The organism is Peribacillus sp. FSL E2-0218 (assembly GCF_037992945.1).
Taxonomy (GTDB): domain Bacteria; phylum Bacillota; class Bacilli; order Bacillales; family DSM-1321; genus Peribacillus; species Peribacillus simplex_B.
Map to the genome: position 1 here is coordinate 646,932 of NZ_CP150304.1, position 25,310 is coordinate 672,241.

Below are 25,310 nucleotides of genomic sequence, written 5' to 3' on the forward strand. Positions count from 1 at the left end.
TCCCGCTTTTTTCCATTATCCTCAATTCCAAGTATTATTTCAGGAAACGTGCTATAATACGTGGAAAACTGCTAAAGGATGGATCAGTTGTGTGGACTGAAAAATTACAGGTTCAAGGGCCTTATAATTTCGATCTAGTTCTCGAACGGTTATCGTTAGACCCACTTCAAGTAGTTGATTTTACGAACAGGACGGTAAAAGTTCCGCTTTATATAGAAAAAGAACCTATCGTTTTACAGGTTCAGGCAATCGGAAGCATCGATGAGCCTTTCTTTATCATTAAAGGTCATTCAGAGGCGTACAAGTCTAAAGCAATTGAACGGTTAAAAAAGGTCTTTCATTGGCATCAGCCATTGGAAGGCGTATCCCGGCATTTCCGGGAATCCGATTTGAGTGATATCTTCGAAGAACATCGGGGAACGGCGATTGTTCTGGATTTCGATTACTACAGCTGCCTCGTCAAATGCATCATACATCAGCAATTAAATTTATCCTTTGCCCATACGCTCACGGAACGATTCGTAAAAACCTTTGGTTACCAAATGGATGGTGCCTGGTTCTATCCCACACCGGCGACGACCGCCCAACTTAGGATCGAGCAATTGAGAGCGATTCAGTTCAGCGGGCGAAAAGCGGAATACGTCATCGGCCTTTCCGAGCAAATCACCCAAGGTCATCTCCAACTTGATGTATTGGAAAAGCTATCCGATCAAGAAGTTCTGGATACACTAATAAAAATACGCGGTATCGGCAGATGGACGGCTGAAAACTTTCTGCTTTTCGGACTCGGAAGGCCGAATCTATTTCCTAAAGCTGATATAGGCATTCAAAATGCACTGAAAATTTTATATGGCTTACCGCAAAAGCCGACCCAAGAAGAAATGGAGACCTATAGTGTCAACTGGGCTCCATATCTAAGCTACGCTTCCCTCTATTTATGGAGAAGCATTGAAAAACGGAGTGAAAAGAAATGACAAATATTCAAGATACCCAACTGGAAGTGAACCAAACCCTTCCATTGACCATTAAAAGACTTGGCATTAACGGAGAGGGAGTCGGTTATTTTAAAAAGAAGGTCGTCTTCGTCCCAGGAGCCTTGCCAGGTGAGGAAATTGTAGCCTCGGTCACAAAGGTACAGCCAAACTTCACCGAGGCGAAAATTAAAACCATCCGGAAAGAATCACCGCACCGAATCACCGCGCCCTGCCCGGTTTACGCAGAATGCGGCGGCTGTCAATTACAGCATTTAAGCTATGACCAGCAGCTTGTTGAAAAACGCGATATCGTCATTCAAGCGATGGAGCGTCATACGAAACTTCCGGTTTCTTCATTAAATATAAAAGAAACGATCGGCATGGAAAACCCTTGGAATTACCGGAATAAAAGTCAGTACCAGGTCGGTCAAAAAGATGGAAAATTGATTGCGGGCCTATACGGTTTGAATTCCCATACATTGATCGACATCCCGAACTGCCTTGTACAGCATAAGGCAACCAATAAAGTGACACGTACAGTGAAAAAGATCCTGAAAAACCTGAACATCTCGATTTATAACGAAAGAAAAAGAAAGGGCGTAATCCGTACGGTCATCACACGGGTAGGCTTTGAAACTGGCGAGGTGCAGGTCGTCCTTGTGACGGGAGCGGAAGAAATTCCCCAAAAGGATCAGCTGCTTAAACAAATTCGCGATCAGCTTCCTGAAGTGAAATCAGTCGTACAAAACATCAACAACCGAAATACCTCGCTTATATTTGGTGAGAAAACGATTCATCTTGCTGGCGGAAAAGTCATCAACGAAACATTGGGTGACTTATCATACGAACTATCAGCCCGTACCTTCTTCCAGCTTAATCCTGTCCAAACGGTCCGCATGTATGATGAAGTGAAAAAGGCAGCAGCACTGACCGGTACGGAAAAAGTTGTCGATGCCTATTGCGGAGTCGGAACGATCGGACTATGGCTTTCTGAAGAGGCTAAAGAGGTTCGTGGAATGGATGTCATCAAAGAATCGATTGAAGACGCCAAGAAAAATGCAAAAAAACATAAGCGAAGCAACATGCACTACGAAACAGGAAAAGCTGAAAACATCCTGCCTCGCTGGATCAAAGAGGGCTGGAAGCCGGACATACTCGTCGTCGATCCGCCAAGAACAGGCTGCGATCAAGCGCTGCTTCAAACAATTTTGAAGGCAAAACCGAAAAAGATTGTGTACGTTTCCTGCAACCCGTCCACACTGGCAAAGGACCTGCAGGAATTGAGCACCATTTATGAGGTGCAATCCATACAGCCTGTGGACATGTTCCCGCAAACGAGCCATGTGGAGTGTGTCTCGCAACTCATCTTAAAAGAAGGCAACTAACCCGATACGGGAGTTGCCTTTTCCTTATTGTATTTGTCTGAATAGGAAGGCTACCATTCATGACCGATTTTCGTTAAAATAAACATTGCCGATTTTCACGAATTGTAAATGTTCTTGTGTTTGATAATGAATTATTAAGCATGATATACGTGTAAAAGAAGTGTAGCATTTGACTGCTTATTTTCTAAATGAGAGTTTGAAATTTTATCCATAGTGAGAGGATTTGAGTTTGTAATGATAGATAATTTTTGGCGTGATTTACCACGGCCATTTTTTGTACTGGCACCAATGGAAGATGTGACTGATGTTGTTTTTCGTCACGTAGTAAGTGAAGCCGGTCGACCGGATGTATTTTTCACGGAGTTTACAAACTCGGATAGCTATTGTCATCCAGAGGGGATGAAAAGTGTGCGTGGCCGCTTGATGTTTACAGAAGATGAACAGCCAATGGTGGCACATATTTGGGGGGATAATCCCGATTATTTCCGTCAAATGAGTATTGGCATGGCGGAGCTTGGGTTTAAAGGAATCGATATCAATATGGGTTGTCCTGTACCGAATGTGGCTTCGAGAGGGAAAGGCAGCGGCCTTATTCTGCGTCCAGATACTGCGGCAGATCTTATCCAAGCGGCAAAAGCGGGCGGACTTCCTGTCAGCGTGAAAACACGACTTGGCTTTGAGGATGTGAATGAGTGGGAGGAGTGGCTAACGCATATTTTGAAACAGGATGTTGCGAACCTTTCCATTCATTTACGTACAAGAAAGGAAATGAGCCAAGTGGATGCACATTGGGAACTCATTCCGGAAATCAAAAAATTACGTGACCGCATTGCACCCAATACACTACTAACAATCAATGGAGACATTCCGGATCGTCAAACCGGACTCCAGCTTGCTGAAAAATATGGGATTGATGGCGTTATGATCGGGCGAGGCATTTTTAAGAATCCTTTCGCTTTTGAAAAAGAACCAAAAGAGCATAGCAGTAAAGAATACCTTGATCTTTTAAGGCTGCAGCTTGATCTTCAAGATCAATATGCGGAAGTGCTGCCACGTTCCATCACAGGGCTTCATCGCTTTTTCAAAATTTACGTCAAAGGATTCCGCGGAGCTGGTGAACTAAGAAACCAGTTAATGAATACGAAATCAACTGATGAAGTGCGTGCATTGCTTGATAACTTTGGAAAACAAAACGGCGACAGTGAACTGAGATGACTCGCAAAAGGTTTGTCGTGATGAAACTGAAAATCCGGGAATCCGTAATGGTTCCCGGATTTTCAGCTGTGTTTATTCCCAGCCATTTGTGAAATAATGAAGGTACTGTGAAAAAGAAAACGATACAGGAGGTTTATGAATGCATAATCATGATATATTAATCCGATTAAGGTATGCGCTCGATATAAAAAATAAAGATATGGTAGAGATATTCAAACTTGGGGATATTGACGTGACAAGGGAAGAAGTCATGCAGATGCTCACAAAACCAAAAGATGGATTCGATGATGAATACGAAGATGATATCGATGATGATGGTATAAACTGCAATAACATGATGTTGGAGTCCTTTTTAAATGGCTTGATCATTTTTAAAAGAGGGAAGCAAGAGCCAAAACCGAACCAGCCCGAAAGTCCGGCACCAGCTCCAAGGATCAAGGAAAGCATGAATAATATTTTGCTGAAGAAATTGAAAATAGCCCTGTCGTTGACCAGTGAGGACGTGATTGATATTCTGGATGAAGCTGGGGTCATGATAAATAAAGGGGAACTAAGCGCCATCTTAAGAAAAGTGGGGCATAGGAATTATAAAGAGTGCGGGGATAAATACGCCAGGAATTTCTTAAAAGGATTAGCTTATAAATACAGGGGATAAGGTGCGGCGAAGAAGTGGACTACCCCACTTAGCTGCTGCACTTTATCAAGATATTGAAGAGACGCTTTTTCAGGTACATTCCGAAACAGCGTTGGTGAAAGGCTTGGGCGGTAGGCTCAAGCCTTTTCCTATGTTCGGGCATGCATTAGGCAGCCATCTGGACAATGCGAAACCTCTACATGCAGCCCTGTGAATGCGAAGGGCGGGCTGGATTGAATCCTTCCCAGCACCTGCCCGTTTTTCCTTGATCGATATAGCCCGTTATCAAGAAGTTCGCCAATTTTTCAAGCTCTGGTTTACCTGTCGCAGCTGGATTAGCAAATGAAGGATATAAGCGGTTTTTTTCCAGAACCACGTCTAACATGGAGACAGGTCCAGACGGTGCTCCTGTGGCAATCATCCCCGTGTTACCATTGGTTTCCCTGTCTCTTATTCCAGATTGCTGTATATACAATATTCAGAAAAATATTATTATTTGAAGATATTACTTTATATATAAGCATTTCTAAAACCTACTAAAAAAACTATATAAATTAGGATTGTATTAATATAGAATAATATGTATTATTATTTAAAAATAATAATTTATAGAATGACTATATAAGTGTTAACTTTTTGAATAAGGAGTTTTGACAAAAGATGTTTAAGGGAAAAAAAGGTACTGAAAAGAAAACGGGCATTAACGCACATGTGTTAATCTTCTCGTTAATCGTTATTGCAGCAGTTTTGACATATATTGTCCCAGCCGGTCATTATGACAAGGTTGAGGTTAAAGGACATAGTGAGATTGATCCGGATACATTTAGATTCATCGATAGTGATCCAGTGGGGTTATTGGAGTTGTTCAGTAATATTCATACAGGTATGGTCAATGGTGCAGGGACGATATTCTTTGTTTTAATCATCGGAGGGGTATTCGGTATTATCAGCGCAACAGGGGCACTCGATACGTTCATAACCTCATTCGCCCGGAAGATGGCGAATCGCGAGAAGCTAATCATACCGGTCTTGATGCTGTTTTTTGCGATTTGCGGTGCTACGATGGGGATGTCTGATGAGACGGCAGTTTATGTGGGGTTGCTTGTGCCGCTAACGATCGCTTTAGGGTTTGATGCGGTAACCGGTTTTGCGATCGTTGTGGTTGGTGCATCGATGGGTTATACAGCTGGGTTCATGAATCCCTTTACAGTTGGCGTTGCACAGGGCATAGCGGAGCTGCCGACCTTTTCGGGTATTGGCTATCGCCTGATCGTTTTCGCTATCTTTTATATTATCGCCGTCATGTTCGTTTATCGACATGCGATGAAGGTGAAGGCGAATCCGGAGCTTGGCAGTTATGGCAAATTCGGGCGTTTAAATCAAGATACCAAACAACAACCAGCAGTGAAAATGACTTTTCGTCATAAATTGGTACTTGGTGCATTTTTACTTAACTTCATCATCTTAATTTTCGGGGTGATGAAATATGAATGGTATGTTACGGAGATTGCCGGTCTGTTTTTGATGTTCGGCATTATCATGGGAATACTCGGGAGACTATCGCCATCCAGCATTGCCGATAGCTTTGTGAAGGGCGCCGCGGAACTAATTGGCGGTGCCATCATTATCGGTTTGGCACAAGCAGTCCTTGTTATTTTTGAGTCTGGAGGATTGATGGATACAATCCTTTACTATGCTTCTGACTTATTGAATATGATTCCTTCGGGGTTTGCCGCTGTGGGCATGATGATTTTACAGCTCATCATTAATTTCTTGGTTCCTTCTGGAAGTGGACAAGCGGCACTTACCATGCCTTTAATGTCACCTCTTGCCGACCTTGTAGGTGTAACAAGGCAAACGGCCGTGCTTGCTTTCCAATTCGGGGATGGAATTGCGGCAAGTATATTCCCAACGAATGGTGCGCTCATTGCATCTCTTACGATCGCGGGAATCCCATGGAACAAATGGGTGAAATGGTATATTCCGTTCTTCATCATCCAATTGATTGTCTGTGCGATTTTATTAGTTGTGGCAGAGTGGATCAACTACGGACCATTTTAAGAAAAGGAAATTCTATCAATGTTTGAAACGATAGCGAAACAGGCGGTAGCAGATCGGCGCTACCTACATGAAACCAAGAGCTCTCTGGAAGCGAGTGGCAAACAAAGACATTCATACGTGAGCGACTTGAAGCATTAAATCTCCAGGTTTTGGACTTCGATCTCCCCGTGGTTACATGAAAGGAACGCAGGGCGAAAACCGATCGCCATGCGTGCAACTATCGTCGCATTGCCAATCATCCCTGAGGAGGGAAATAAACCGAATATCTCCAAGGTGAAGGACATTCCGCATGCTTCCGGGCATGACGGTCATACAGCCATTCTGCTGGCGACAGCGGAATGGTTCCTATTCATCATCCAATTGGCAGAGGAAATTATGCCAAGTGGTACCGACCGCTTCGTTAAAATGGGTGTGTTGGAAGGTGGAGAAGCGAATTTTGGCATTCAGTTGTGGCAAAGCATGGATGGGGAAGAAGGGCTTGAAAGCCGGAGGTTACGGCAATGGTTAAAGAATATCGCTAATAATCCGAATGACTCCGGCACAGCTTTGGAGTCATTTTTTTGATGGAAGAATGGAAGTGTAAGAGTATGTTGACGGGCAACTCCATTCAGCTGGAACATGACGAAAACCCGCAATCTTTGAAATGCGGGTTACATCGTTTAAGATGGCGCTTTTTGGTTTAGATTGACAACCAACTCCGCCACTTGTTTTGCCTGACCCTCCAGATGAAGAGATTGCTTCATCAAAGATACCATCAAGAAAGCTTGTTCACTTGTAGAAGTCTCAATCTGCTGGTTTGCGGCACGAGATTCCTGTGAATCATGCAGGATGGACCCAAATACTTCATGAATGTTCCTGTTCGTCTCTGTTAGTTGATTTATGCTTGATTCATAGAGACGCAATAGCTGGTTCACACCTTCGTTGGAAGAATAAATCGATCCGAATACCAGCTGGGATTCATGAGCAATCTTCGCTCCTTGTTCTACATCCATGATGGAATGTTCTACTTGCTTCTGGATCAATTCCGTTTCGTCTTGGATTTTACTGACCACACGGACAATTTCCTGGGCAGATAGATCTGACTGGTTAGCGAGATTCCTGACTTCTTCCGCAACGACTGCAAATCCTTTTCCTGCATCTCCCGCACGTGCTGCCTCTATGGAAGCATTAAGGGCTAAAAGATTAGTCTGATCGGAAATACGGTTAATCATGATGGTGAATTGCTCGATTTCTTGTATTCGCTGTTTAAATCGATGAATCGTACCTGCCAAACCGGATACATGTTCAGTGACTAACTTTAACTGAATATGAAGTTTCTTCATCAGCTGCTGGCCGGTATCCACATGAGTGCTGGTGGAATTGGAGTTTTCGGCAACCTCATGCGTACGCTTTGTAAGGTTGAGGACCTGTTCTTCCATGCCCTTCAGCTTCAGCATATTGGATTCCGACAGGTCCAATTTGCGTTCCGTTTTTACAGACATGTCCTGGATATTGGCATTAATTTGAGCTGAGGCACTATTGGTTTCCTGACTCGTTCCTTTTATCTCCGATGAGACAAGCAGCATTTCTTGTGACATTATATCCAATGCCGTAAGCAGCTCCGTTGTTTTTTGCTCGATTTTGCGGTTTTGCTCCCATAGGTTTCTTTTCATCGATTTTTTATGCAAAAGCAGGACGATCGTTGCCCCGCTAGTCAAAATTAGAAAGACTGCGTGTACCAGCAGAAGCGAAAAGGCATAATTGGATGTTCCGCAAAGCAGCTCCGGAAATAAGAAGTAACCTACCAGATGTTGCAAGGCAAAAATCATCGTGCTCAACAGGACAAGCTGGATGGAATCGAAGAAAGCGATTAAAGCGATGACCATAAAAATTGAAAAATGATACTCAACCAAACCATTTCCCCCAGCTATCATGGATATCGAGGAAAAGGTGAGGCAGAGCGTGATGGACCAAGGCAGCAACGGATGATTTCTATTTTTCTTATAGAAGATGGTTGCGATAAGGAAGAATAAGATAGGCAGCATAAACAATAGGACAAGCGAAAATTCCAGGTAAGAAGGAAGTTCAGCAATTCCCCGCATCATGAGATAGTCCTGTAAAAACCCCGTGTACCTGTGCAAGAAGTGAATGAAAATCCCCATTAAAACCGTTCCTGCACTAAACATCAGCATTAAATAATTCCCTTTGAATTTATTCATGGTCAGACTCCTCAATCAGTTAATAATCCAGATAAAAAAAGCCAACTAAACATAACGTTTAATTGGCCGGTTGCGCTACTGACTCCAAACCATCCAAGCGCCCATATACGGATAGTTCTTCAAAGTCTCAGGATTTAGATAATAACTATATCGGTTCGGATTTAGAAATCTTGACGGTTTAAAACCTGGTAAAAAATAGAAGGTGTCCTGGGAGAATGCTTCAATACCTTGTGAACCCGATTCCCCATTTTGTTTTATTTCGAATGCTTCTCATTCCCGTGTTTAAAGTTACCCGTAATCTTGGCGAGAAGCAATTGAACCTCCAATATGCTGTGTTCACAGTTTTTAATTTTTTTTATCAGGCGCTCGGCTTGTTTATCCTTTACGACCATGATTTGCTTCTTATTGAAATAAATGATCATGGTTGCTTTCTTTGTGAGGATATAAGTGAAGGGTTCTTCCAATAATTTATTTCTTTTATCTATTCCGCTCATTGAAATATCTCCTTTTTATAACGTTTTTGCCATATGTGCCACTTTTTAGTTTTAATATTCCTATTTTTTAGAAGAGTTAAGAAAAACACGAAAAATATTATTTGGAGAAAATAATATTTATTCTAAAAATTCATATTATAATACTTTATTCTTATGCTATATTATAGGGAGAATTATTTATTATCACGCATAATCAAAGAATTGGAGTGATTTCAATGAAGAAACTTGGTTTACTTAGTTTGTTTTTGATTTTGACTATCTTTATCTCGGCATGTGGGAGCAATGATGGGAAAGATGCTGGTGACGAAAAGAAAAATGAAAAAGTATATAAAGTGGGCGTGGATACGACATATCCGCCGTTTGAATTCAAAGAAGGAAACGAATATAAAGGCATTGATATTGATTTAATCAATGCAATTGCGAAAGACCAGAATTTTAAAATCAAGTTATCTCCGATGGATTTCGGCGGGATCATTCCAGCGATGCAAGCAAACCAGCTTGATGTGGCCATTGCAGGCATGAGCATTACCGAAGATAGAAAAAAGGTTGTTGATTTCTCGACGCCATATTTCGATGCAGGTTTGACTGTCGTCGTTACGAAGGATAATAAGTCCACTAAATCGGTTGCTGACCTTAAGGGGAAGACGGTAGCGGTCAAAAAAGGGACAACTGGTGCCAAATACGCACAGGATAATGCTGGTAAATTAAAGATTAAAGTGGTTCAGTTCAATGACTCTCCAGCGATGTTCCAGGAAGTGTCGAATGGCAATGCCGATGCACTTATCGAAGATTATCCGGTAATCTCGTATGCCATTGCCCAAAAAGACCTTGGCTTGAAAACCGTAGGTGAGCGCTTGAATGGGGATCAGTATGGAATTGCTGTATTGAAAGGCGAAAACCAGGATCTATTGAAGAAAATAGATGCGGGTCTTGCCAATCTGAAAAAAGACGGCAAATATGATGAAATCATAAAAACGTATCTTGGTGAATAGATTAAAGGCTCAATAAGCGCGCCTGAGGCGCGCTTTCTTTTTCGAAGGGGTGAAAGGAATGGATATAATTGTTGCGGCTTTGCCTATGTTAGTAAAAGGACTTCAGGTGACGCTTTACATCTTTGTGATTGCCATTATCCTAGGTTTTTTGATTGGTTTAGTAGTGGCCCTGCTGCGACTTGCCCCTATCAAGATCTTGAACTGGATTGCAAAGGTTTATGTGGATGCGATACGAGGGACGCCGTTCATCGTGCAGCTATTCTTTATATATTTCGGAGTGAATTCACTGAATCTCATCTCATTGAACAGTACGACAGCGGGAATAATCACCGTTGCAATCAATGCAGGAGCATATTTTGCTGAAATAATAAGAGCGGGGATACAATCCATTGATAAAGGCCAAACGGAAGCGGCAAGGTCAATCGGGTTCACTGGAACCCAAACGATGCGCTATGTCGTGCTGCCGCAAGCCTTTAGGAGGATGCTTCCTACGATTACGAACCAATCGATCATTAGCTTAAAAGATACTTCCCTATTGTCCGTCATCGGGATTGCCGATTTAACCCAGCAAGGCCAGATTCAAGCTTCGGCAACGTTTGAGGCATTCAAGATTTGGCTGGTTGTCGGTGTGATTTATTTCATCATCATTTATGTGATAACCCTAATTGCCAATTTCATTGAAAGGAGGGTTCAAGTGCGATGAGCATCATTACCGTAAAAAACCTAAGAAAATCTTTTGGAGCTGTAGAGGTCTTAAAGGATATTAATGCAGAAGTGCAGGAAAAGGAAGTTATTTGTGTAATAGGCCCTTCTGGATCAGGGAAAAGTACGTTTTTGCGTTGCCTGAACCTTCTTGAGGAGGTTACTGGCGGTGAGGTGATCGTAAACGGACATAATATAACCGATCCCAAAAGGAAAATCAATATTAACAAAGTAAGGCAAGAGGTAGGGATGGTCTTCCAGCATTTCAATCTATTTCCCCACAAGACGGTACTGGAAAACATCACATTGGGCCCGATTAAAATCCGCGCAACCGATAAAGCCGAGGCTGGCAGATTAGCACTTGAGCTATTGGATAAGGTGGGCCTGAGGGAAAAGGCAAATAGCTATCCAGGAGAACTTTCCGGCGGACAAAAGCAGCGGGTTGCCATTGCAAGGGCACTGGCGATGAATCCAAAGATCATGCTTTTCGACGAACCGACTTCTGCGCTTGATCCTGAAATGGTCGGAGATGTTTTAGAGGTAATGAAGCAGCTTGCCAAAGAGGGGATGACAATGGTCGTCGTCACGCATGAGATGGGCTTTGCCCGCGAAGTCGGTGACCGCGTCATTTTCATGGATGGCGGGTACATCGTTGAAGAAAATGAGCCGAGTGCATTATTCGGCAACCCACAGCATGAAAGAACCAAATCCTTCTTGAGTAAGGTGCTCTAAGCAGGACGCAAGGATGGACAAGAACCATCGGATGGCCGGGCAAATAAGCTGGCCATGAAGGAAGTTGTGCATAAAGTGTGGACAAAGGAATGCGGGACACGAGGGAACCTCGATCGCGCAACCGTTTCCCTTCACTTTGTGCATAACTTTTTTTAATTTAGGGAAAAGAAGCCTTTAGCAGGTGCGTGCAAAGGGTTAGATCATTAATATGGAAGGTGTCTAAATTCGCGAGTAAAGCAAGAAAAGGATGCCGTTTGTGCCTTCGTGGGTGAGCGGAACGAAAGGATTTTTGATCGTGTCCGTACCATCATTTGTCGCAGTTGGGTCTTGCAATACAGCCAGCTTCTGCAAGCATGACTACGTGAATGATGCAGCTCTCTAGAACTACCATAATTCCAAATAACGAAAAAGAAACCTATACACCAGCATAGGTTTCTTTTTCGTTATTTGGATCCGTAACTGATCAGGTTCGTCATGATTCGGTATCCGCCTGGAACCTGGCCTTGAATTTGGCGGTAGAGGACAAGGTTGGTGTAGAGGTAGGTGCCTTTACCGTATTTGGCCAACAGGATTCCGCCATCGAATGGCGCTTCATTTGGATCGGCCATGGAGATGAATGTTTCGAATGAGGGGTCCCATTTCATTGGGAAGTACAATCCTCTTTCCTGCACCCAGTTTTCCCAGTCAGCCGCTGTTATTTTGTTTGGATAGTTGAAAAGCGGTGATTCTGGTTTCAGTACGTTTACCGCTGCCTTTTCATCCGTCACTCTCCACCGAATGGAAGGATTTCCGAGAGTAAGTGGATAGGGAGCAGTCGTCATGGCATCCCAGCCATCGCCCGGTTTGTGGTATTGAACGACGAGATGACCGCCGTTTTCCACATATTGAAGCAAGCGTGCGTTATTGGCCTTTAAATCTTCCCTGGATAAATAGGCACGTATGCCTGTGACGATCGTATCGTATTGGCTCAAATCAGCTTCAGCCAAATCAGCAGGAGTCAACTTTGTAATGGCAAGCCCTGCATTGCTCAAATAATCTGCCACCTTATCAAATCCACTGTCGATGTAACCGACTTTTAACGATGCGGGCATTAAAAGCTCAAATGCAGCGGTGTCGATGGCTGCAGGATATTGGTAGTAAAACGTCCCGATATGATCATAGGAAATTTCCTGGATGGTCGATTTGAAGGTCTTACCGTGAACGGTGGCAGAGGCCTTGATCTGATAATCGCCATTTTGAATCGTTTTAGGCGGCGTGAGAGTGAATGTCACTTGCTTTTCTTCTAATTTTTCATTAAAGGATACAGTGGTTTTTTTAGGATGGACCTTCCAGTTCTTTGATATATTCAACGCCACTTTTGCAGATGCATTTCCTTGTGAATAATTTTTCAGAGATACGGTCACGGGGATTTCTTCCTTTACATCAGCTGTATTCACCACGATATCTTCTGGTGAAAGGGAAAGGGCGACGTCGGGAAGGACTGCAATCGTTCCATCCAATTCTTCCAGGATGGATGTTTTTGTGCTGCCATACTCATAAGTAATGTTGGCTGTAATGGTTGGTCCGTCATAAGCCTGGTAATAGGAGGCATCTTCGGGCACTTTAACTTGGTATGTGATCTTTGCCGCTTTATTCGGTGCAAGGCTGCCACTTTTGGATGTTGTTTTCGCCCTCCACCCTTTAGGCACGTTCACTGCAGCCGTCACTTTCTTTAATGTTTGCTTGCCATTATTTTTAAGTGTGATGGTCACCTTCGTTTTTTGTCCCCGAGTGAGGATCCTTGAATCTGCTGTAGCTTGAACATCCAATCCTGAAGAGACATAACTGACTGCTTGTAATTGCTCTTCTTTTAATGAAAGCTTATGGAGCAGGTCGTTCTTCAGCGCAGTGCTTAACTTGGCTTTTTTAACTTGTGCCCTTATGTTCCGCAGATGGGTGAGGGCTGTCTGGGATTTAGAAAAGACTCGTTTCTCATTTGGATAGGCTGCAATGACAGCATCCAATTTTCGTTGGATATCGGTCAATTCTTCCTTCAATCTTGAAGCCGATGGCGGGAGTTTTCCAGCCCATTCCGTGAAATTGTAAGGTACACCCGCAAAAAGGTCCTTATTTTTCTTGATATTGACGGCGCTTTGCTTCAAATCCAGATGGATTTGGCGGGGTTCTGCAGGAATATCGGAACCCATGCCTTGGCTTTTATGGAGGTATCGGGATTGTTCCCCAAGCTGTGGATAAGTCATGCCGTAGATGGGATCATATTTGCCTATTTCAATGGAAGTGGCGGCTTGATCTGCTGAGGAAACAGGTACATACAACTTTTTAACTTGCCATACCGATAGGCCCTGCTTCAATTGTTGCGGAAAAATGGCCGGATCTGCCGCGTCCTTAAAGGCACGCTCACTTAAAATGGTCATCGTACGGTGATGTCCATGCTGGGTATCATCGTTTTGGAAGGATGGCATCAAGATATCGGGCTGGTATGTTCGGATAAAGCGGATGAGCCGTTCATACGTAAGCTGCTCTCCCCATTTTTCCAATGTCTCCTCAGGCGTTTTCGAGAAGCCGAAATCATAGATCGGGTCGGACGTCGTTTCACTTAGATGATAGGCCTTCACTCCGGTAATTTTGGCGGCCTCTATCATTTCCCTCGAACGGATAATTCCAAGCGCATTGTCCAGTTCATCGCCAATTTCGTTTTGTCCGCCTTCACCCCTGTTTGCAATCAGGCTCGAAGTCTTCACGCCCAATCCTCTTGATAGGTAAGCGAGAAAGTCACTGCGTTCATCATCTGGGTGGGCACCGCTGTTTAGGAATGAAACGGTTGTCTCTAGCGGCTTAACAGCATTCCATAACGCGACATTGGTTTTCACCGGCTTTGCTGAAACCCCATCGAACCGCAATGGCACGAGCACCAACATAAGGGAAAGCAAAGCTATCCATGCTTTTTCCATTTTTTATTTCAACCCCTTTCGATTTTTAAAAAGCTGTAATGAAGCAAGAAAATGTAGGTTAGTACTCATTTCTAACGAACCTGAAAAAGAAGATATATAATGAATAACATTTATGGTTATATTTGTAAATGATTAGAAGTAACTATTATAATCGGGCGGTTTAAACGAAAGAAATTGCCGAAATGAATTAGTCATATTTACTAACTAACTAAGGTAAGGCCGTGATGTGATGAGTATGAAAAGAACACCTCGTCAACAAAGATATAACAATAAAAAAAGAATCATTCAATGCATCCGAGAATGTTCACCGATTTCAAGAGCAGAAATTGCCGGTAAGCTTCAACTTAGTAAGCCAACTGTTTCCATGGCGGTTGATGAGCTTATACAGGAGGAATGGATATATGAGAAGGGGATAGGCGAATCATCCTCCCAGGGAGGCAGGAGGCCCATTCAGCTCTTTTTCAATGAAAAGGCGGCATATATCATTGGCGCCGATATTGGCGGGACGAAGGTGAAAATCGTGTTATGTGATTTATCCGGCAACATCCTGGCTGAAATTGGCTTTTTAACAAGTACTTATCTACAAACGGGTCTACTTAAACAGATGGCGCATGAAACGGAACGATTGATTGCCAAGAACCAGATTGTCAGAGACAGGATTTTAGGGATGGGGGTTGGGATTCCTGGGATTACGCAAACGGCAAGTGGATTGGTAATCGAGGCACCGAGTTTAGGATGGGTGCAGTATCCGTTTATAGGGGAAGCGAAACGTTTTTTCGATTTTCCGATTCATATCGACAATGATGTGAATGCGGCGGCCCTCGGAGAACAGTGGCTCGGCAATGCACGTAATAAGCGGAATGTACTGTTCATTGCAGTTGGTACGGGGATTGGAAGCGGCATTATCTTGAATAATCAGTTATACAGGGGAGCTTCCAGCGCAGCTGGGGAAATCGGGTATATGGTAACGGACAAAGAGGATATGAAACGTGAGTTCAAGCCGGTTTTCCGAAGATACGGCTACTTGGAAAGCGTTGCAGGGGGGAAAGCGATTGGCGATCACTATACCGAGGCTGTACGAAACAATCCTCATCATTCCTTGTTCGGGCAGGCCCAGTCTTCACAGCTTTCAGGGGCAGATGCTTTTTCATCCGCAGCGAAAGGTGATGCGACAGCAATCGAAGTCATTCATCAAGCGCTCGAACATTTAGCTTGCGGCGTTGTCAATGCGGCCAGTTTGTTAAATCCCGAGGTGATCATTTTAGGAGGTGGCGTCTTGCATTCAGCTGCATATATTTTACCTAGAATACAGGAGATCATTGATCGCTATCTTCCAAGTTCAGTAGAAATCAAACCAGCCAGACTGGGAGAAAACGCAGGTGTATTAGGAGCGGTATCCCTATTTTTGAGGGAGCATGATAGTGTCTTGAATTTACGTGATGAGGGGGATCATATATGAAATACAGCAAAAGAGTGTATCTTTCCTTATGGGCCTTATCGACGGCCCTATTGATTTCCGGTTGTAACGGAGCAGATACGGAAACGAATGGCGAAGCTGGCGGTGCCAAGGGAGGATTGGAAGACAAAATTGTGGTGTACTCGCCGCATGGAAAGGATATTTTAGCAAAATATGAAAAGCAGTTCGAAGCTAAATATGGGATTGATGTCGAGTGGCTTGACATGGGGTCCCAGGAAATCCTCGACCGAGTTCGATCAGAGAAAAATAACCCGCAGGCAGACGTTTGGTGGGGAGCTCCTTCAACAAATTTCAATCAAGCTAAGGTTGATGGGCTGCTAGCTGCATATAAGCCAACCTATTCAAATAGCCTTGATGAAGGATTCCACGATCCGGAATGGTTTTGGACGGGAACGAGCCAGACACCCGAAGTGATCATGTATAACAGCAACGAGCTTTCAAAGGATGAAGTTCCGCAAGATTGGGATGAATTGCTCGATCCGAAGTGGAAAGACGAAATCATCATCCGCTATCCGTTAGCCTCAGGTACGATGAGGACCATCTTTTCTTCGATGATCTATCGTACGTATAAAGATGCGAAGGATCCAAAAGAAGGATATGACTGGTTAAAGAAACTCGACCAAAACACAAAGGAATATTCAGCAAATCCGGAATTGATGTATAACAAGATAGCCAAAGGAGAGGGCTCCCTTTCCGTATGGGCCATGCCGGATGTCGTCATGCTGAAAGAAAATAAAAAGTATCCGTTCGAGTTCGTCATTCCGGAAAGCGGGACGCCGGTACTGACCGAAGGAATTGCCATCGTGGAAGGTGCCAAGCATCCGAAAGCGGCCGAAGCGTTTTATGAGTTCGTCAATTCGAAGGAAGCGGCAAAAAATCTAGCCGAAGAATTTTATCGGATCCCGACAAGAAGTGATGTACCGGATTTACCAGAATGGATTACGAGCACAAAAATCAAAGCGATGGATATTGATTGGGATGTTTTCCAAGAAAAAGGTGATGAGTGGATGAAATATTGGGACGAAAACATTATAAGTGGGGATAAGGAAATTAAAGAATAAGGAAGTGTCGTTGGATGGCTTCAATAAAAATGGAAAATGTCCAAAAAGCCTTCGGAAAAACGATAGCTGTTGACCATTTAAACCTGGAAATCAACGAAGGAGAATTTTTTACCTTTCTTGGACCGAGCGGCTGCGGTAAAACGACGACGCTTCGGATGATTGCCGGCTTTTATTATCCTACGAAAGGCATCGTCCGCTTTAGCGACAAAGATATGACGCGCGTACCGCCGGAAAAAAGAAATACAGGCATGGTATTTCAAAACTATGCTCTCTTTCCCCATATGACTGTTTTTGAAAATGTGGCATTTGGCCTGCGTGTTAGAAAAATCCCATCGTCGGAGTTAAAGACGAGAGTGCTGGATGCTCTCCAAAAAGTCAGGCTTGAGAGCTACCCAAACCGCCAAGTGAGCCAGTTAAGCGGCGGTCAGCAGCAGCGGGTGGCCCTTGCGAGAGCACTGGTGATCGAACCGGAAATATTGCTGCTGGATGAACCATTAAGTAATTTGGACGCCAAGCTTCGTGATGAAATGAGGGGGGAGATATTAAGGCTTCAGCGAGATTATAAAATCACCACCATTTATGTCACGCATGATCAAGCTGAAGCATTATCGATGAGTGATCGGATTGCTGTGTTCAATTATGGTGTATGTCATCAGGTCGGTACGCCGGCAGAAATTTATAATCAGCCGGCCAATGATTTTGTGGCTGGTTTTATAGGTGAAAGTAACCTTTTACCCGTTCAAGTCAAAAGTGTGCAGCAAGAGAATGTAGTGGTCACGCTTAAAAACGTTGATCATCCGATTACGATTGATGTTCCCAATCACGCTGGAGAGGGAGAGCCCATTTTGCGGACGGATAAGGACCTTGCCGTTTCGATTCGTCCCGAAGCCATCCGGATTTTGGATGTGGCAGAAGAAGGAGTGAATAGCTTTAAAGGGAAAATCGATTCCGTCCAATTTTTTGGTTCTGTGGTTACTATCACCGTAGCTGTTCAAAACGTGTTCCTGAGAGTGGATGTCTTGAATACTCATGAATTTAGACACTTTTATCAAGGGAAGGAAGTGCATGTTCAACTACCACAGAAACGGCTTCGGCTCATTCCGATTATAAGCGGTGATGCTCCATGATTAAAAATCGCGATACGAGATTGACAGTTTGGCTGCTTATCCCAGTTGTATTGGTGCTCGCGGCATATGTTCTTTATCCTTCATTAAGGACTTTCATCGAAAGCCTGCAAAAAGATGGGGCAGCATCGCTCGGTAATTACCAAGACTTCTTCGTACAGGAATCGAAGACGAACCTGGAGGCGCTTTGGAATTCCGTTTATATCTCCGGTTTGAGTGTAGTGGTCAGTGCGATGATAGGCATTCCGCTCGCATTCATTTTTAATCGGTATGACTTTCCAGGCAGAAGCTTCTTTTCATCTGCAGCGATATTGCCGATCGTTTTGCCATCATTGGTCGGGGTCATGGCCTTCCTGTTTTTATATGGAGAATCGGGATTGATTCCGAATATCATCAAGGATCTGTTCGGCCTCGAGCAAGTGCCTTTCAAAATCGGCGGGCTCTCGGGAATCTTGATCGTCCATGCCTATACAATGTATGTCTATTTTTATATGACTGTCTCCGCTGCAATCCATAAAATCGATCCGTCATTGGAAGAAGCCGCTCATAACCTTGGAGCTGGTAAATTCAAGGTATTTTGGCAAGTGACCTTTCCACTGTTGACGCCCGCCATCGTTGCCGCTTCTTTGCTTGTTTTCATGATTTCAATGGCCTCCTTCAGTGCCCCGTTTTTATTGGCTGGCGGGTACCGGGTTCTGAGCCTGCAAATCTATTTTTCGAAGCTTAATGGTGATATGGAGATGGCTGCAACTCAATCTGTCATTCTGACCATCGTTTCAATTTCCTTCCTATTGTTCATGCGATGGTATCAGAATAGGAAGGACTACCGCATCGCCTCGAAAGGGATTGGGGCACATAGAAGTGAAGTGAAAAACCCGCTTATGAAGTGGGCGCTGGTTATAACGGGCATCATCGGCGTGATCATCCTGCTTTTGCCCCACTTCACGATTTTATTGCTTTCACTTGTACCGGATGGAACCTGGACATTTCAAACGTATCCATCCGTATTCAATATCGAAAATTACCGCCTATTATTCGAAGATCCCAATATCTTCAAACCGCTCCAAAATAGTTTGCTGATGGCCGTTATTGCCACACTGGCAAATCTAGTATTCGGTGTGATCACTTCCTATGTCCTTGTTAAACGGAAATTCGTCGGGAAAAGCATTATGGATATTTTGGTCATGATTCCCTGGGCCTTGCCGGCAACGGTCATCGGGATGAACCTGATATTCGCCTTTAATGAACCGAGCGTGTTTTCTTTTGGTCAAATATTGGTGGGGAGCTTCTGGATATTGCCGCTTGCCTATTTCATCCGGCATATCCCACTTGTTGTGCGTTCGACGAACGCCGTTTTGGAGCAGCTGGATGACTCGATCGAGGAAGCGGCCAGGAACCTGGGAGCGAAGTGGTTTTATACCTTCAGAAAGGTCATTTTGCCGATCATCATGCCTGGAGTGTTGGCAGGGACATTATTGGCATTCATCGAGTCAGTCGGGGAATTTCCAACGTCGGTGCTGCTGTATACGATTTCCAATCGGCCGATATCCATTGAAATCATGAATCAGCTGCGGATGTTCAATATGGGGCAGGCCGCTGCCTATGGGATGGTACAGATCACGCTTATTGTTATCGTGCTTTTCATTTCGAACAAGTTTTTTGGAATCAAAGCGGAAAAAGCTTTATAAATCGGAGGTTCAAAGATGGGTAAGCTTGATGAATTTATCAAAAATGAAGGCAGTGCTTTTCCTGGAAAAACATATGCGGAAGAGCTTCTGATGCCTGTTTTTAATGATCAAAGAGATTACTTATTTCATGCCATGTTCGATATTCATCGGGCACATGTCATCATGCTTGCAGAGCAAAAGATCATTATGGAAAGTGAAGCGACCATCATGTTGGAGGGCATTCGGAAAGTGGCTCAAACAGAACTCGGCGTGCTGAACTATCAACCGCAATTCGAAGACTTATTTTTCATGATGGAGGCAAAAATCGGAGAGGAAATCGGCCATGAGCTGGCGGGTAAAATCCATATCGGCCGCAGTCGCAATGATATGGGGGTCGCGATGTACAGGCTCGTATTAAGAGGCCGCCTTCTCCAACTGATTGGTCATGTGGATCAATTGCGAGAAGTATTCCTCGTGCAGGCAGAGAAGCATGTAGAAACTTATATAACCGGCTACACGCATACTCAGCCTGCCCAACCGACAACATTAGGCCACTACTTTCTGGCCATTCATGATGTTCTTCAAAGAGATTCAGGCAGGCTATGGGCAGCATACGAAACGGTGAATCAGTCTCCCCTTGGTGCCGCTGCATTGACCACGACCGGCTTTCCGATCAGCCGGGATCGGACTGCCGAACTGCTTGGCTTCGATTCGATTATTGAAAATTCCTATGACTCGATCGCCGGTGCCGATTATTTGGTGGAAACCGCGACGGCGATCATGACGTGCATGGTTGATGCCGGAAGATGGATTCAGGATTTCCTGCAGCATGTGACAAGGGAATTTGGTACATTTCATGTGGCAGATCCCTATGTCCAAGTAAGCAGCATCATGCCGCAAAAAAGGAATCCTGTCTCCATTGAACATTCCCGGTCGATTGCAAGCAGTGCGTATGGGGATGCCCTAGCTGCCATGAATATGATCCACAATACGCCATTTGGGGATATCGTCGATACGGAAGATGATTTACAGCCGCATTTATACCGGGCTTTTTCGAATGCGGGCCGTGTCATGAAGCTTATGTATGCCGTCATCGCCACTTTGAAAGTAAATGAAGGACATACGAAGGGAATGGCGGCAAAATCCAGTATAACCGTTACTGAATTGGCGGATACGCTCTCAAGGGAGCACAAGATATCCTTCAGAAAAGCCCACTCGATAGCCAGTCATATCGCAAAACGTTCGTTAAGCGAAGGAAAAGAGCTATATGACTGGGACACCAAGGACATTAACAAGATGATAAATGAATTCGTTTCAGTTCATATAGCAGAAGACAAATGGAAAAAAATCATCTCTCCCGAATACTTTGTCGAGATAAGGAGCATCCAGGGCGGACCGAGCCCAAAAGAAGTATCGAGGATGGTAGTGGATAGAAAACAAAAACTAGAAGGAGAGATGCAGCAATATAACGAAAAAATCAACGCTTTAAATGACCGAAGGAAGGCCTTGATCGATTATTGAAGTTATCAAGCAAGATGTGGGGTAAGGGTAATGATCAAGGACTGTCTGCGCTTCGGGGTATATTGTTTAGGCCGTTCCAATCCACTCAGTTTTAACATTTTGATAGAAGCCTTTTGGTCAGCCGTGGGCATCCAGTTCAACTTAGCCTTTATAAGGAACGTTTATAGTACAGTCTAAGGCCCAGTCTTTGTGACTGAGCCTTTCGTGTCATATTTGCTAGTAGTTGCTTCAAATCTTGTTAATATTAGGTTCTGCCTGCATGGACCTCTTACTGAAAGCAAGGCTTACTAGGAACATCACCAGGAAATTGACCGCCAAGGCAATGATTCCGACATTCAAATCTTTCGCCGCTTGCGGCAAGGATGGAAACAAGGTTCCAATTGTCGAATGACTGACCGTAATGCAGGTGACGATGGCCAACCCACTGATGATGCCGGCAATTGCACCATATTTATTGATGGGATTATTCTTTTTCAAACTAAAGAGAAGGGACGGGAAGAGCTGTGTAATGAAACTGTATCCCATGAGAATCAGTGCTGACATCGTATCGCCTCCGTTCAAGGTAAAGTAGACGGCGATAAGGGCTATGGCGGGCACAAGGAATTTTGCCAATCTTACAATGTGCCTATCGGATGCCGCCGGGGCAATTTCCTTATAGACGTTTTTCGCGAGCAGCGTAGCGACACTCATCAATAGCATCGATCCCGGAACCAATGCGGTCAGCAACCCCGCTCCGCCGATTATGCCGATGAACCATGGATCGAAGGTCTCGATCGAAAGGCGGAGCAAGGAGAGGTCGGCATCTGCACCAACGAGCCCGGGCACTTTCAATATGGCTGTGAACCCCACGAAAAACACGAATAGTAACATGAGTGTATAAATGGGGCTGATGATGGCATTCTTTCGAAAGATCTTCCCGCTGCGCGCTGAATATACCGCACTGAAAACTTGCGGCCACATATAGAAACCGAACACGAGCAAGGTTACCGTGGAGATGAACCATGATACGCTAAGCCCTTCGTCAGGAAGCTTCAGAAAACCGGGCTTGGCTGCATTGACTGCTTCGAACATCGGTTGAAAACCGCCAAAGTAATGAATGGGCAAATAAATGCCCAAGAAGCCTATGATGGCAATCATCAAGGTATCTTTAATGACGGCAGTCCAGACAGATCCGTGTATGCCGGATATCATGACATAAATGGTTAGGCTGATGGCTCCCATCCAAACCGCCGCAGACATGGAAATGCCACCATAAGATGCTTCGGATACAATGATCCCCAAACCCTTCAGCTGCACGACGATCACTGGAATCATCGAAACCACACCGACAATCGCCGCCAGTATGCCGAGGACGGGACTTTGATATTTGCTAACAAAAAAGTCGGATTGGGACATCAGTTTATTTTCTTTGGCATATTTCCATATTTCAGGAAGGAGCCAATAGGATAATACGTAAGACAATGTGATGTATATGAGAACATATAAGGCGGGGGCACCTTTGCCGTAGGCCCAGCCGCTGCCGCCAAGAAAGGAGAAGGTCGTATAGATTTCCCCAGCCATCAATAAAAAGACGAAGATCGCCCCGAACCCGCGTCCGCCGACCGTCCATTGCTCGAGGTTCATGTCTTTTCCTTTGGAGGAGCGAATGCCTAGAAATATGGCTAAAAGTAAAAATGCTAAAATAATGAAAAGGGAGCTCTTCATTCCTGGTCACCTTCGCGATTCCTTGGATCCAGCTTATACATGATGCCCAAGATCACCGATGTAAGGACAACCCACATCGACATCCAGAACATATTGAAGGGCAGTCCCCATACATATGGCTCTATTCTATTCACAAAAGGCAGGAATCCTAGTATGCCTATAAAAGGTACTAGTGTAAGGATATAGATCATCTTCATTAAACAAACCCCTCCGTTTTATATAAAGTGAAGCGTCTGCCATCTTTTTTAGGCAATCGGCCGATGATATATAGCTTACACTATTTTGATATAAAATTTAATGTGGACGCTTATATATTTATGTGGCACTGTCAAGGGACGATTGAACCTTGAGCTCCAATGAGTCCAAGGCTTCATCCTTTTCGTTATCGTTTTTTATATTTGTAAAGCATCGCCAAGACGATGAACCAGATCGGCGTCATCAACAGTGAGAGTCGTGTAGCCTCAGCGAATAGCATGACGAGCAGGATGAACGCGAATAAACCTAGGATCAGGTAATTGATGAAGGGTGTCAAGGGTGCCCTGAAAGTCGATTTGGCTCTTAAGTCAGGCCGTGTTTTCGTATATATGATATGGGAGATCAAGATGATGCTCCATACCCAAATGAAACAGATGGCACTGATCGTGGTCACGACGGTAAAGGCCTGTTCCGGTATCAGTTTGCTTAACAAAGCCCCCAATGAGACAACGATCGTCGATGTGAATAAGGCATTGCTTGGAACAGCCTGTTTATTTAAATGGGCCAGTTTGGCAGAGGCTTCGCCATTCCTGCTTAACGTATAGAGAATGCGGCTCGTTGAAAATAATCCGCTGTTGCATGCGGAGGCGGCAGATGTCAACACAACGAAATTGATGATTCCAGCAGCGACAGGAATGCCGATTAACGCAAAAACTTCAACAAATGGGCTGCTCGTTGCATCCAGTTGCGTCCAAGGGTTCACAACCAGGATGACGAATAGGGCTCCTACATAGAACAATAAAATCCGGACAGGGATTTTATTGATGGCAGACGGAATGTTTTTCCTGGGGTTCGCCGTTTCCGCTGCAGATACCCCAACCAATTCGACACCGACAAAGGAGAAGACGACCAATTGTAAAGACAAAAGGAAACCGGAAATGCCATTGGGGAACATGCCCCCATGGCTCCATAAATTCGTTACGGAAACCGTACCCGTGCTTGTCTTGAAGCCGATGATCAACAAAATGATTCCTGCGATGATCATGGCGATGATCGTGATCACCTTAATGATGGCAAACCAAAATTCCAATTCGCCAAATAGCTTGACGGTCAATAGGTTCAATCCTAACAAAATGACAAGGCATAGGAGAGCCGGAATCCATTGAGGGATATCGAACCAGTATTGCATATAGACACCGACGGCAATGATATCGGCCATTGCGGTCATGATCCAACAAAACCAATAGGTCCATCCGGTCACGAATCCAGCCCAAGGGCCGACATATTCGGTAGCGAATTCGGTGAATGATGTATAACCTGCGTTGGATAAGAGCAGCTCACCTAAAGCCCTCATGACAAAAAACAAGGCTATACCTATGATTAGATACGAAAAGATGATGGATGGACCTGCCAATTGAATGGCTTTTCCAGATCCCAAAAATAAACCGGTTCCGATCGTTCCTCCTATTGCGATTAATTGAACATGACGATTTTGTAAATCTCTTTTTAACTCCTGTTTAGCCATTCCGTAAGCCCCCATCTTTTCATAGTAGTAGTGGAAAATTATTTCAAGCCGGCACGGTATTGGAGAGAGGGACGTGAAATTTCGCCTTGTTTTTTACATTCCTTCACAAAAGTGAACATTAAAAAAAGAGATTGGAAAATACCAATCTCTTAAAAGGTCAGAATAACAATTTATCATTCGTTACTCTTCTGTCCTTTTGCCTGAGATTGTGAATCCTTCGGCGCTGCATCTTGTACAGTCTCTCCAGAAGCTGCTCCTGCTATAGTGTCATCCATAGCATTCATCGCTTGCTTGTATGCGGTTGTCAGCAAATGTTTGTCGGTGAAGGGGGTGCCTTCACGATAAACCATTCATTATGCTTATAAAATAATATTCGAATTCTAACATTTATTACCCCCTCGGTCAACAAATTATTTTTCGTATCGGCAGGAGCTTGAGTGCAGTTTTAAGATCATGATTTATAACCGGACATTGAAACGAGCTCCAAGAAAACCTGCCACTTTTGGATAATCACTATCATGAAATATCGACTAACATTTTTTTAAAATGATAGTTTTAGGGTGGGGAAATTGAAAAGATATTTTTGCCAGCTGTTTTCTTCAAAAATACATTTGTATTTTTACTGAATATTTACTATTATAAGATAAGAAAATGAAATTGAAGTGTTATACAATATTTAAACGAAATGAGATCAATAG

General features: G+C 44.0%; 21 protein-coding genes and 2 riboswitches. Of the genes, 14 read left to right on the forward strand and 7 right to left on the reverse strand.

Translation table 11 applies throughout. From position 1 onward, the window contains the following. Positions 1-89 precede the first annotated feature (89 nt). From MHI53_RS03080 to MHI53_RS03095, 4 genes are all read left to right on the forward strand, one after another. The gene (locus tag MHI53_RS03080; RefSeq protein ID WP_340372728.1) at positions 90-974 is read left to right on the forward strand and encodes a DNA-3-methyladenine glycosylase; all 885 of its coding nucleotides are present in this window, start codon (positions 90-92) and stop codon (positions 972-974) included. Beyond that, positions 971-2,359, forward strand: a complete 1,389-nt coding sequence (rlmD, locus tag MHI53_RS03085; RefSeq protein ID WP_340372729.1) for a 23S rRNA (uracil(1939)-C(5))-methyltransferase RlmD — start codon at positions 971-973, stop codon at positions 2,357-2,359. Before MHI53_RS03080 ends, rlmD begins: the two co-directional genes overlap by 4 nt. A 234-nt stretch (positions 2,360-2,593) precedes the next feature. Continuing rightward, complete coding sequence (locus MHI53_RS03090) at positions 2,594-3,574, forward strand: tRNA-dihydrouridine synthase (RefSeq protein ID WP_198512469.1); 981 nt, start codon at positions 2,594-2,596, stop codon at positions 3,572-3,574. Positions 3,575-3,713: 139 nt separating this feature from the next. Next, positions 3,714-4,229 (forward strand): DUF1456 family protein, encoded by a 516-nt coding sequence (locus MHI53_RS03095; RefSeq protein ID WP_340372730.1) that lies wholly within the window; start codon positions 3,714-3,716, stop codon positions 4,227-4,229. Between the two features lie 175 nt (positions 4,230-4,404). Here MHI53_RS03095 and MHI53_RS03100 read toward each other — a convergent pair whose 3' ends face one another. Beyond that, the gene (locus tag MHI53_RS03100; protein ID WP_340372731.1) at positions 4,405-4,629 is read right to left on the reverse strand and encodes a hypothetical protein; all 225 of its coding nucleotides are present in this window, start codon (positions 4,627-4,629) and stop codon (positions 4,405-4,407) included. A gap of 239 nt (positions 4,630-4,868) precedes the next feature. Here MHI53_RS03100 and MHI53_RS03105 point away from each other — a divergent pair, with 239 nt between their 5' ends. Together MHI53_RS03105 and MHI53_RS03110 are read left to right on the forward strand one after the other, a co-directional pair. Then, positions 4,869-6,269, forward strand: coding sequence for a YfcC family protein (locus tag MHI53_RS03105; protein ID WP_061143616.1), 1,401 nt, complete (start codon positions 4,869-4,871; stop codon positions 6,267-6,269). A 207-nt stretch (positions 6,270-6,476) separates the two neighbouring features. Continuing rightward, on the forward strand, positions 6,477-6,833 hold the full coding sequence (locus MHI53_RS03110) for a hypothetical protein (RefSeq protein ID WP_340372732.1): 357 nt from the start codon (positions 6,477-6,479) through the stop codon (positions 6,831-6,833). Positions 6,834-6,928: 95 nt separating this feature from the next. Here the strand turns inward: MHI53_RS03110 and MHI53_RS03115 are convergent, their stop codons facing one another. After that, positions 6,929-8,467, reverse strand: coding sequence for a methyl-accepting chemotaxis protein (locus MHI53_RS03115; RefSeq protein ID WP_340372733.1), 1,539 nt, complete (start codon positions 8,465-8,467; stop codon positions 6,929-6,931). Between the two features lie 57 nt (positions 8,468-8,524). Next, positions 8,525-8,606, reverse strand: a riboswitch (cyclic di-GMP riboswitch). 115 nt (positions 8,607-8,721) lie between these two features. Then, on the reverse strand, positions 8,722-8,961 hold the full coding sequence (locus tag MHI53_RS03120; protein ID WP_061143613.1) for a hypothetical protein: 240 nt from the start codon (positions 8,959-8,961) through the stop codon (positions 8,722-8,724). 215 nt (positions 8,962-9,176) lie between these two features. Here MHI53_RS03120 and MHI53_RS03125 point away from each other — a divergent pair, with 215 nt between their 5' ends. The 3 genes from MHI53_RS03125 to MHI53_RS03135 are packed head-to-tail and all read left to right on the forward strand — an operon-like array spanning position 9,177 to position 11,387. Then, positions 9,177-9,953, forward strand: a complete 777-nt coding sequence (locus tag MHI53_RS03125) for a transporter substrate-binding domain-containing protein (protein WP_061143612.1) — start codon at positions 9,177-9,179, stop codon at positions 9,951-9,953. Positions 9,954-10,011: 58 nt separating this feature from the next. Then, positions 10,012-10,656, forward strand: a complete 645-nt coding sequence (locus MHI53_RS03130; RefSeq protein WP_061143611.1) for an amino acid ABC transporter permease — start codon at positions 10,012-10,014, stop codon at positions 10,654-10,656. Beyond that, positions 10,653-11,387 (forward strand): amino acid ABC transporter ATP-binding protein, encoded by a 735-nt coding sequence (locus tag MHI53_RS03135; RefSeq protein ID WP_061143610.1) that lies wholly within the window; start codon positions 10,653-10,655, stop codon positions 11,385-11,387. The genes MHI53_RS03130 and MHI53_RS03135 overlap by 4 nt, the downstream gene beginning before the upstream one ends. Positions 11,388-11,830: 443 nt before the next feature. On the opposite strand, the gene MHI53_RS03140 is transcribed toward MHI53_RS03135, so the two are convergent. Beyond that, positions 11,831-14,338, reverse strand: coding sequence for an NEW3 domain-containing protein (locus MHI53_RS03140; protein WP_340372734.1), 2,508 nt, complete (start codon positions 14,336-14,338; stop codon positions 11,831-11,833). A 235-nt stretch (positions 14,339-14,573) separates the two neighbouring features. Between MHI53_RS03140 and MHI53_RS03145 the strand changes: the two genes are divergently transcribed. From MHI53_RS03145 to argH, 5 genes are read left to right on the forward strand one after another with little or no spacing between them, the layout of a single operon-like run. Continuing rightward, positions 14,574-15,797, forward strand: a complete 1,224-nt coding sequence (locus MHI53_RS03145; RefSeq protein WP_340372735.1) for an ROK family transcriptional regulator — start codon at positions 14,574-14,576, stop codon at positions 15,795-15,797. Continuing rightward, positions 15,794-16,876 carry an extracellular solute-binding protein gene (locus MHI53_RS03150; RefSeq protein ID WP_340372736.1) on the forward strand — a complete coding sequence of 361 codons (1,083 nt, stop codon included), beginning with the start codon at positions 15,794-15,796 and terminating at the stop codon, positions 16,874-16,876. Before MHI53_RS03145 ends, MHI53_RS03150 begins: the two co-directional genes overlap by 4 nt. Positions 16,877-16,890: 14 nt before the next feature. Next, entirely contained in the window at positions 16,891-18,003 is a 1,113-nt protein-coding gene (locus tag MHI53_RS03155) for an ABC transporter ATP-binding protein (protein WP_061143606.1), read from the forward strand. Continuing rightward, on the forward strand, positions 18,000-19,688 hold the full coding sequence (locus MHI53_RS03160) for an iron ABC transporter permease (protein WP_061143605.1): 1,689 nt from the start codon (positions 18,000-18,002) through the stop codon (positions 19,686-19,688). The genes MHI53_RS03155 and MHI53_RS03160 overlap by 4 nt, the downstream gene beginning before the upstream one ends. Before the next feature lie 15 nt (positions 19,689-19,703). Further along, a complete protein-coding gene (argH, locus tag MHI53_RS03165; protein ID WP_340372737.1) occupies positions 19,704-21,188 on the forward strand; it encodes an argininosuccinate lyase in 1,485 nt (494 codons plus the stop codon). Between the two features lie 228 nt (positions 21,189-21,416). Here the strand turns inward: argH and MHI53_RS03170 are convergent, their stop codons facing one another. The 3 genes from MHI53_RS03170 to MHI53_RS03180 all read right to left on the reverse strand — a co-directional run bounded on the left by MHI53_RS03170 (position 21,417) and on the right by MHI53_RS03180 (position 24,612). Then, positions 21,417-22,892, reverse strand: coding sequence for a sodium:solute symporter (locus MHI53_RS03170; protein WP_061143603.1), 1,476 nt, complete (start codon positions 22,890-22,892; stop codon positions 21,417-21,419). Further along, positions 22,889-23,089, reverse strand: a complete 201-nt coding sequence (locus MHI53_RS03175; RefSeq protein ID WP_061143602.1) for a DUF3311 domain-containing protein — start codon at positions 23,087-23,089, stop codon at positions 22,889-22,891. Before MHI53_RS03175 ends, MHI53_RS03170 begins: the two co-directional genes overlap by 4 nt. Before the next feature lie 185 nt (positions 23,090-23,274). After that, positions 23,275-24,612 (reverse strand): amino acid permease, encoded by a 1,338-nt coding sequence (locus MHI53_RS03180; RefSeq protein WP_340372738.1) that lies wholly within the window; start codon positions 24,610-24,612, stop codon positions 23,275-23,277. Positions 24,613-24,790: 178 nt separating this feature from the next. Next, positions 24,791-24,869: riboswitch (glycine riboswitch) on the reverse strand. Between the last annotated feature and the right edge of the window lie 441 nt (positions 24,870-25,310).

Excerpts from the sequence above, each read along its gene's own strand:
- rlmD (WP_340372729.1), top strand. The coding sequence starts at position 971 with ATGACAAATATTCAAGATACCCAACTGGAAGTGAACCAAACCCTTCCA.
- MHI53_RS03090 (WP_198512469.1), top strand. The coding sequence starts at position 2,594 with ATGATAGATAATTTTTGGCGTGATTTACCACGGCCATTTTTTGTACTG.
- MHI53_RS03095 (WP_340372730.1), top strand. The coding sequence starts at position 3,714 with ATGCATAATCATGATATATTAATCCGATTAAGGTATGCGCTCGATATA.
- MHI53_RS03100 (WP_340372731.1), bottom strand. The coding sequence starts at position 4,629 with ATGATTGCCACAGGAGCACCGTCTGGACCTGTCTCCATGTTAGACGTG.
- MHI53_RS03105 (WP_061143616.1), top strand. The coding sequence starts at position 4,869 with ATGTTTAAGGGAAAAAAAGGTACTGAAAAGAAAACGGGCATTAACGCA.
- MHI53_RS03110 (WP_340372732.1), top strand. The coding sequence starts at position 6,477 with ATGCGTGCAACTATCGTCGCATTGCCAATCATCCCTGAGGAGGGAAAT.
- MHI53_RS03115 (WP_340372733.1), bottom strand. The coding sequence starts at position 8,467 with ATGAATAAATTCAAAGGGAATTATTTAATGCTGATGTTTAGTGCAGGA.
- MHI53_RS03120 (WP_061143613.1), bottom strand. The coding sequence starts at position 8,961 with ATGAGCGGAATAGATAAAAGAAATAAATTATTGGAAGAACCCTTCACT.
- MHI53_RS03125 (WP_061143612.1), top strand. The coding sequence starts at position 9,177 with ATGAAGAAACTTGGTTTACTTAGTTTGTTTTTGATTTTGACTATCTTT.
- MHI53_RS03130 (WP_061143611.1), top strand. The coding sequence starts at position 10,012 with ATGGATATAATTGTTGCGGCTTTGCCTATGTTAGTAAAAGGACTTCAG.
- MHI53_RS03135 (WP_061143610.1), top strand. The coding sequence starts at position 10,653 with ATGAGCATCATTACCGTAAAAAACCTAAGAAAATCTTTTGGAGCTGTA.
- MHI53_RS03140 (WP_340372734.1), bottom strand. The coding sequence starts at position 14,338 with ATGGAAAAAGCATGGATAGCTTTGCTTTCCCTTATGTTGGTGCTCGTG.
- MHI53_RS03145 (WP_340372735.1), top strand. The coding sequence starts at position 14,574 with ATGAAAAGAACACCTCGTCAACAAAGATATAACAATAAAAAAAGAATC.
- MHI53_RS03150 (WP_340372736.1), top strand. The coding sequence starts at position 15,794 with ATGAAATACAGCAAAAGAGTGTATCTTTCCTTATGGGCCTTATCGACG.
- MHI53_RS03155 (WP_061143606.1), top strand. The coding sequence starts at position 16,891 with ATGGCTTCAATAAAAATGGAAAATGTCCAAAAAGCCTTCGGAAAAACG.
- MHI53_RS03160 (WP_061143605.1), top strand. The coding sequence starts at position 18,000 with ATGATTAAAAATCGCGATACGAGATTGACAGTTTGGCTGCTTATCCCA.
- argH (WP_340372737.1), top strand. The coding sequence starts at position 19,704 with ATGGGTAAGCTTGATGAATTTATCAAAAATGAAGGCAGTGCTTTTCCT.
- MHI53_RS03170 (WP_061143603.1), bottom strand. The coding sequence starts at position 22,892 with ATGAAGAGCTCCCTTTTCATTATTTTAGCATTTTTACTTTTAGCCATA.
- MHI53_RS03175 (WP_061143602.1), bottom strand. The coding sequence starts at position 23,089 with ATGAAGATGATCTATATCCTTACACTAGTACCTTTTATAGGCATACTA.
- MHI53_RS03180 (WP_340372738.1), bottom strand. The coding sequence starts at position 24,612 with ATGGCTAAACAGGAGTTAAAAAGAGATTTACAAAATCGTCATGTTCAA.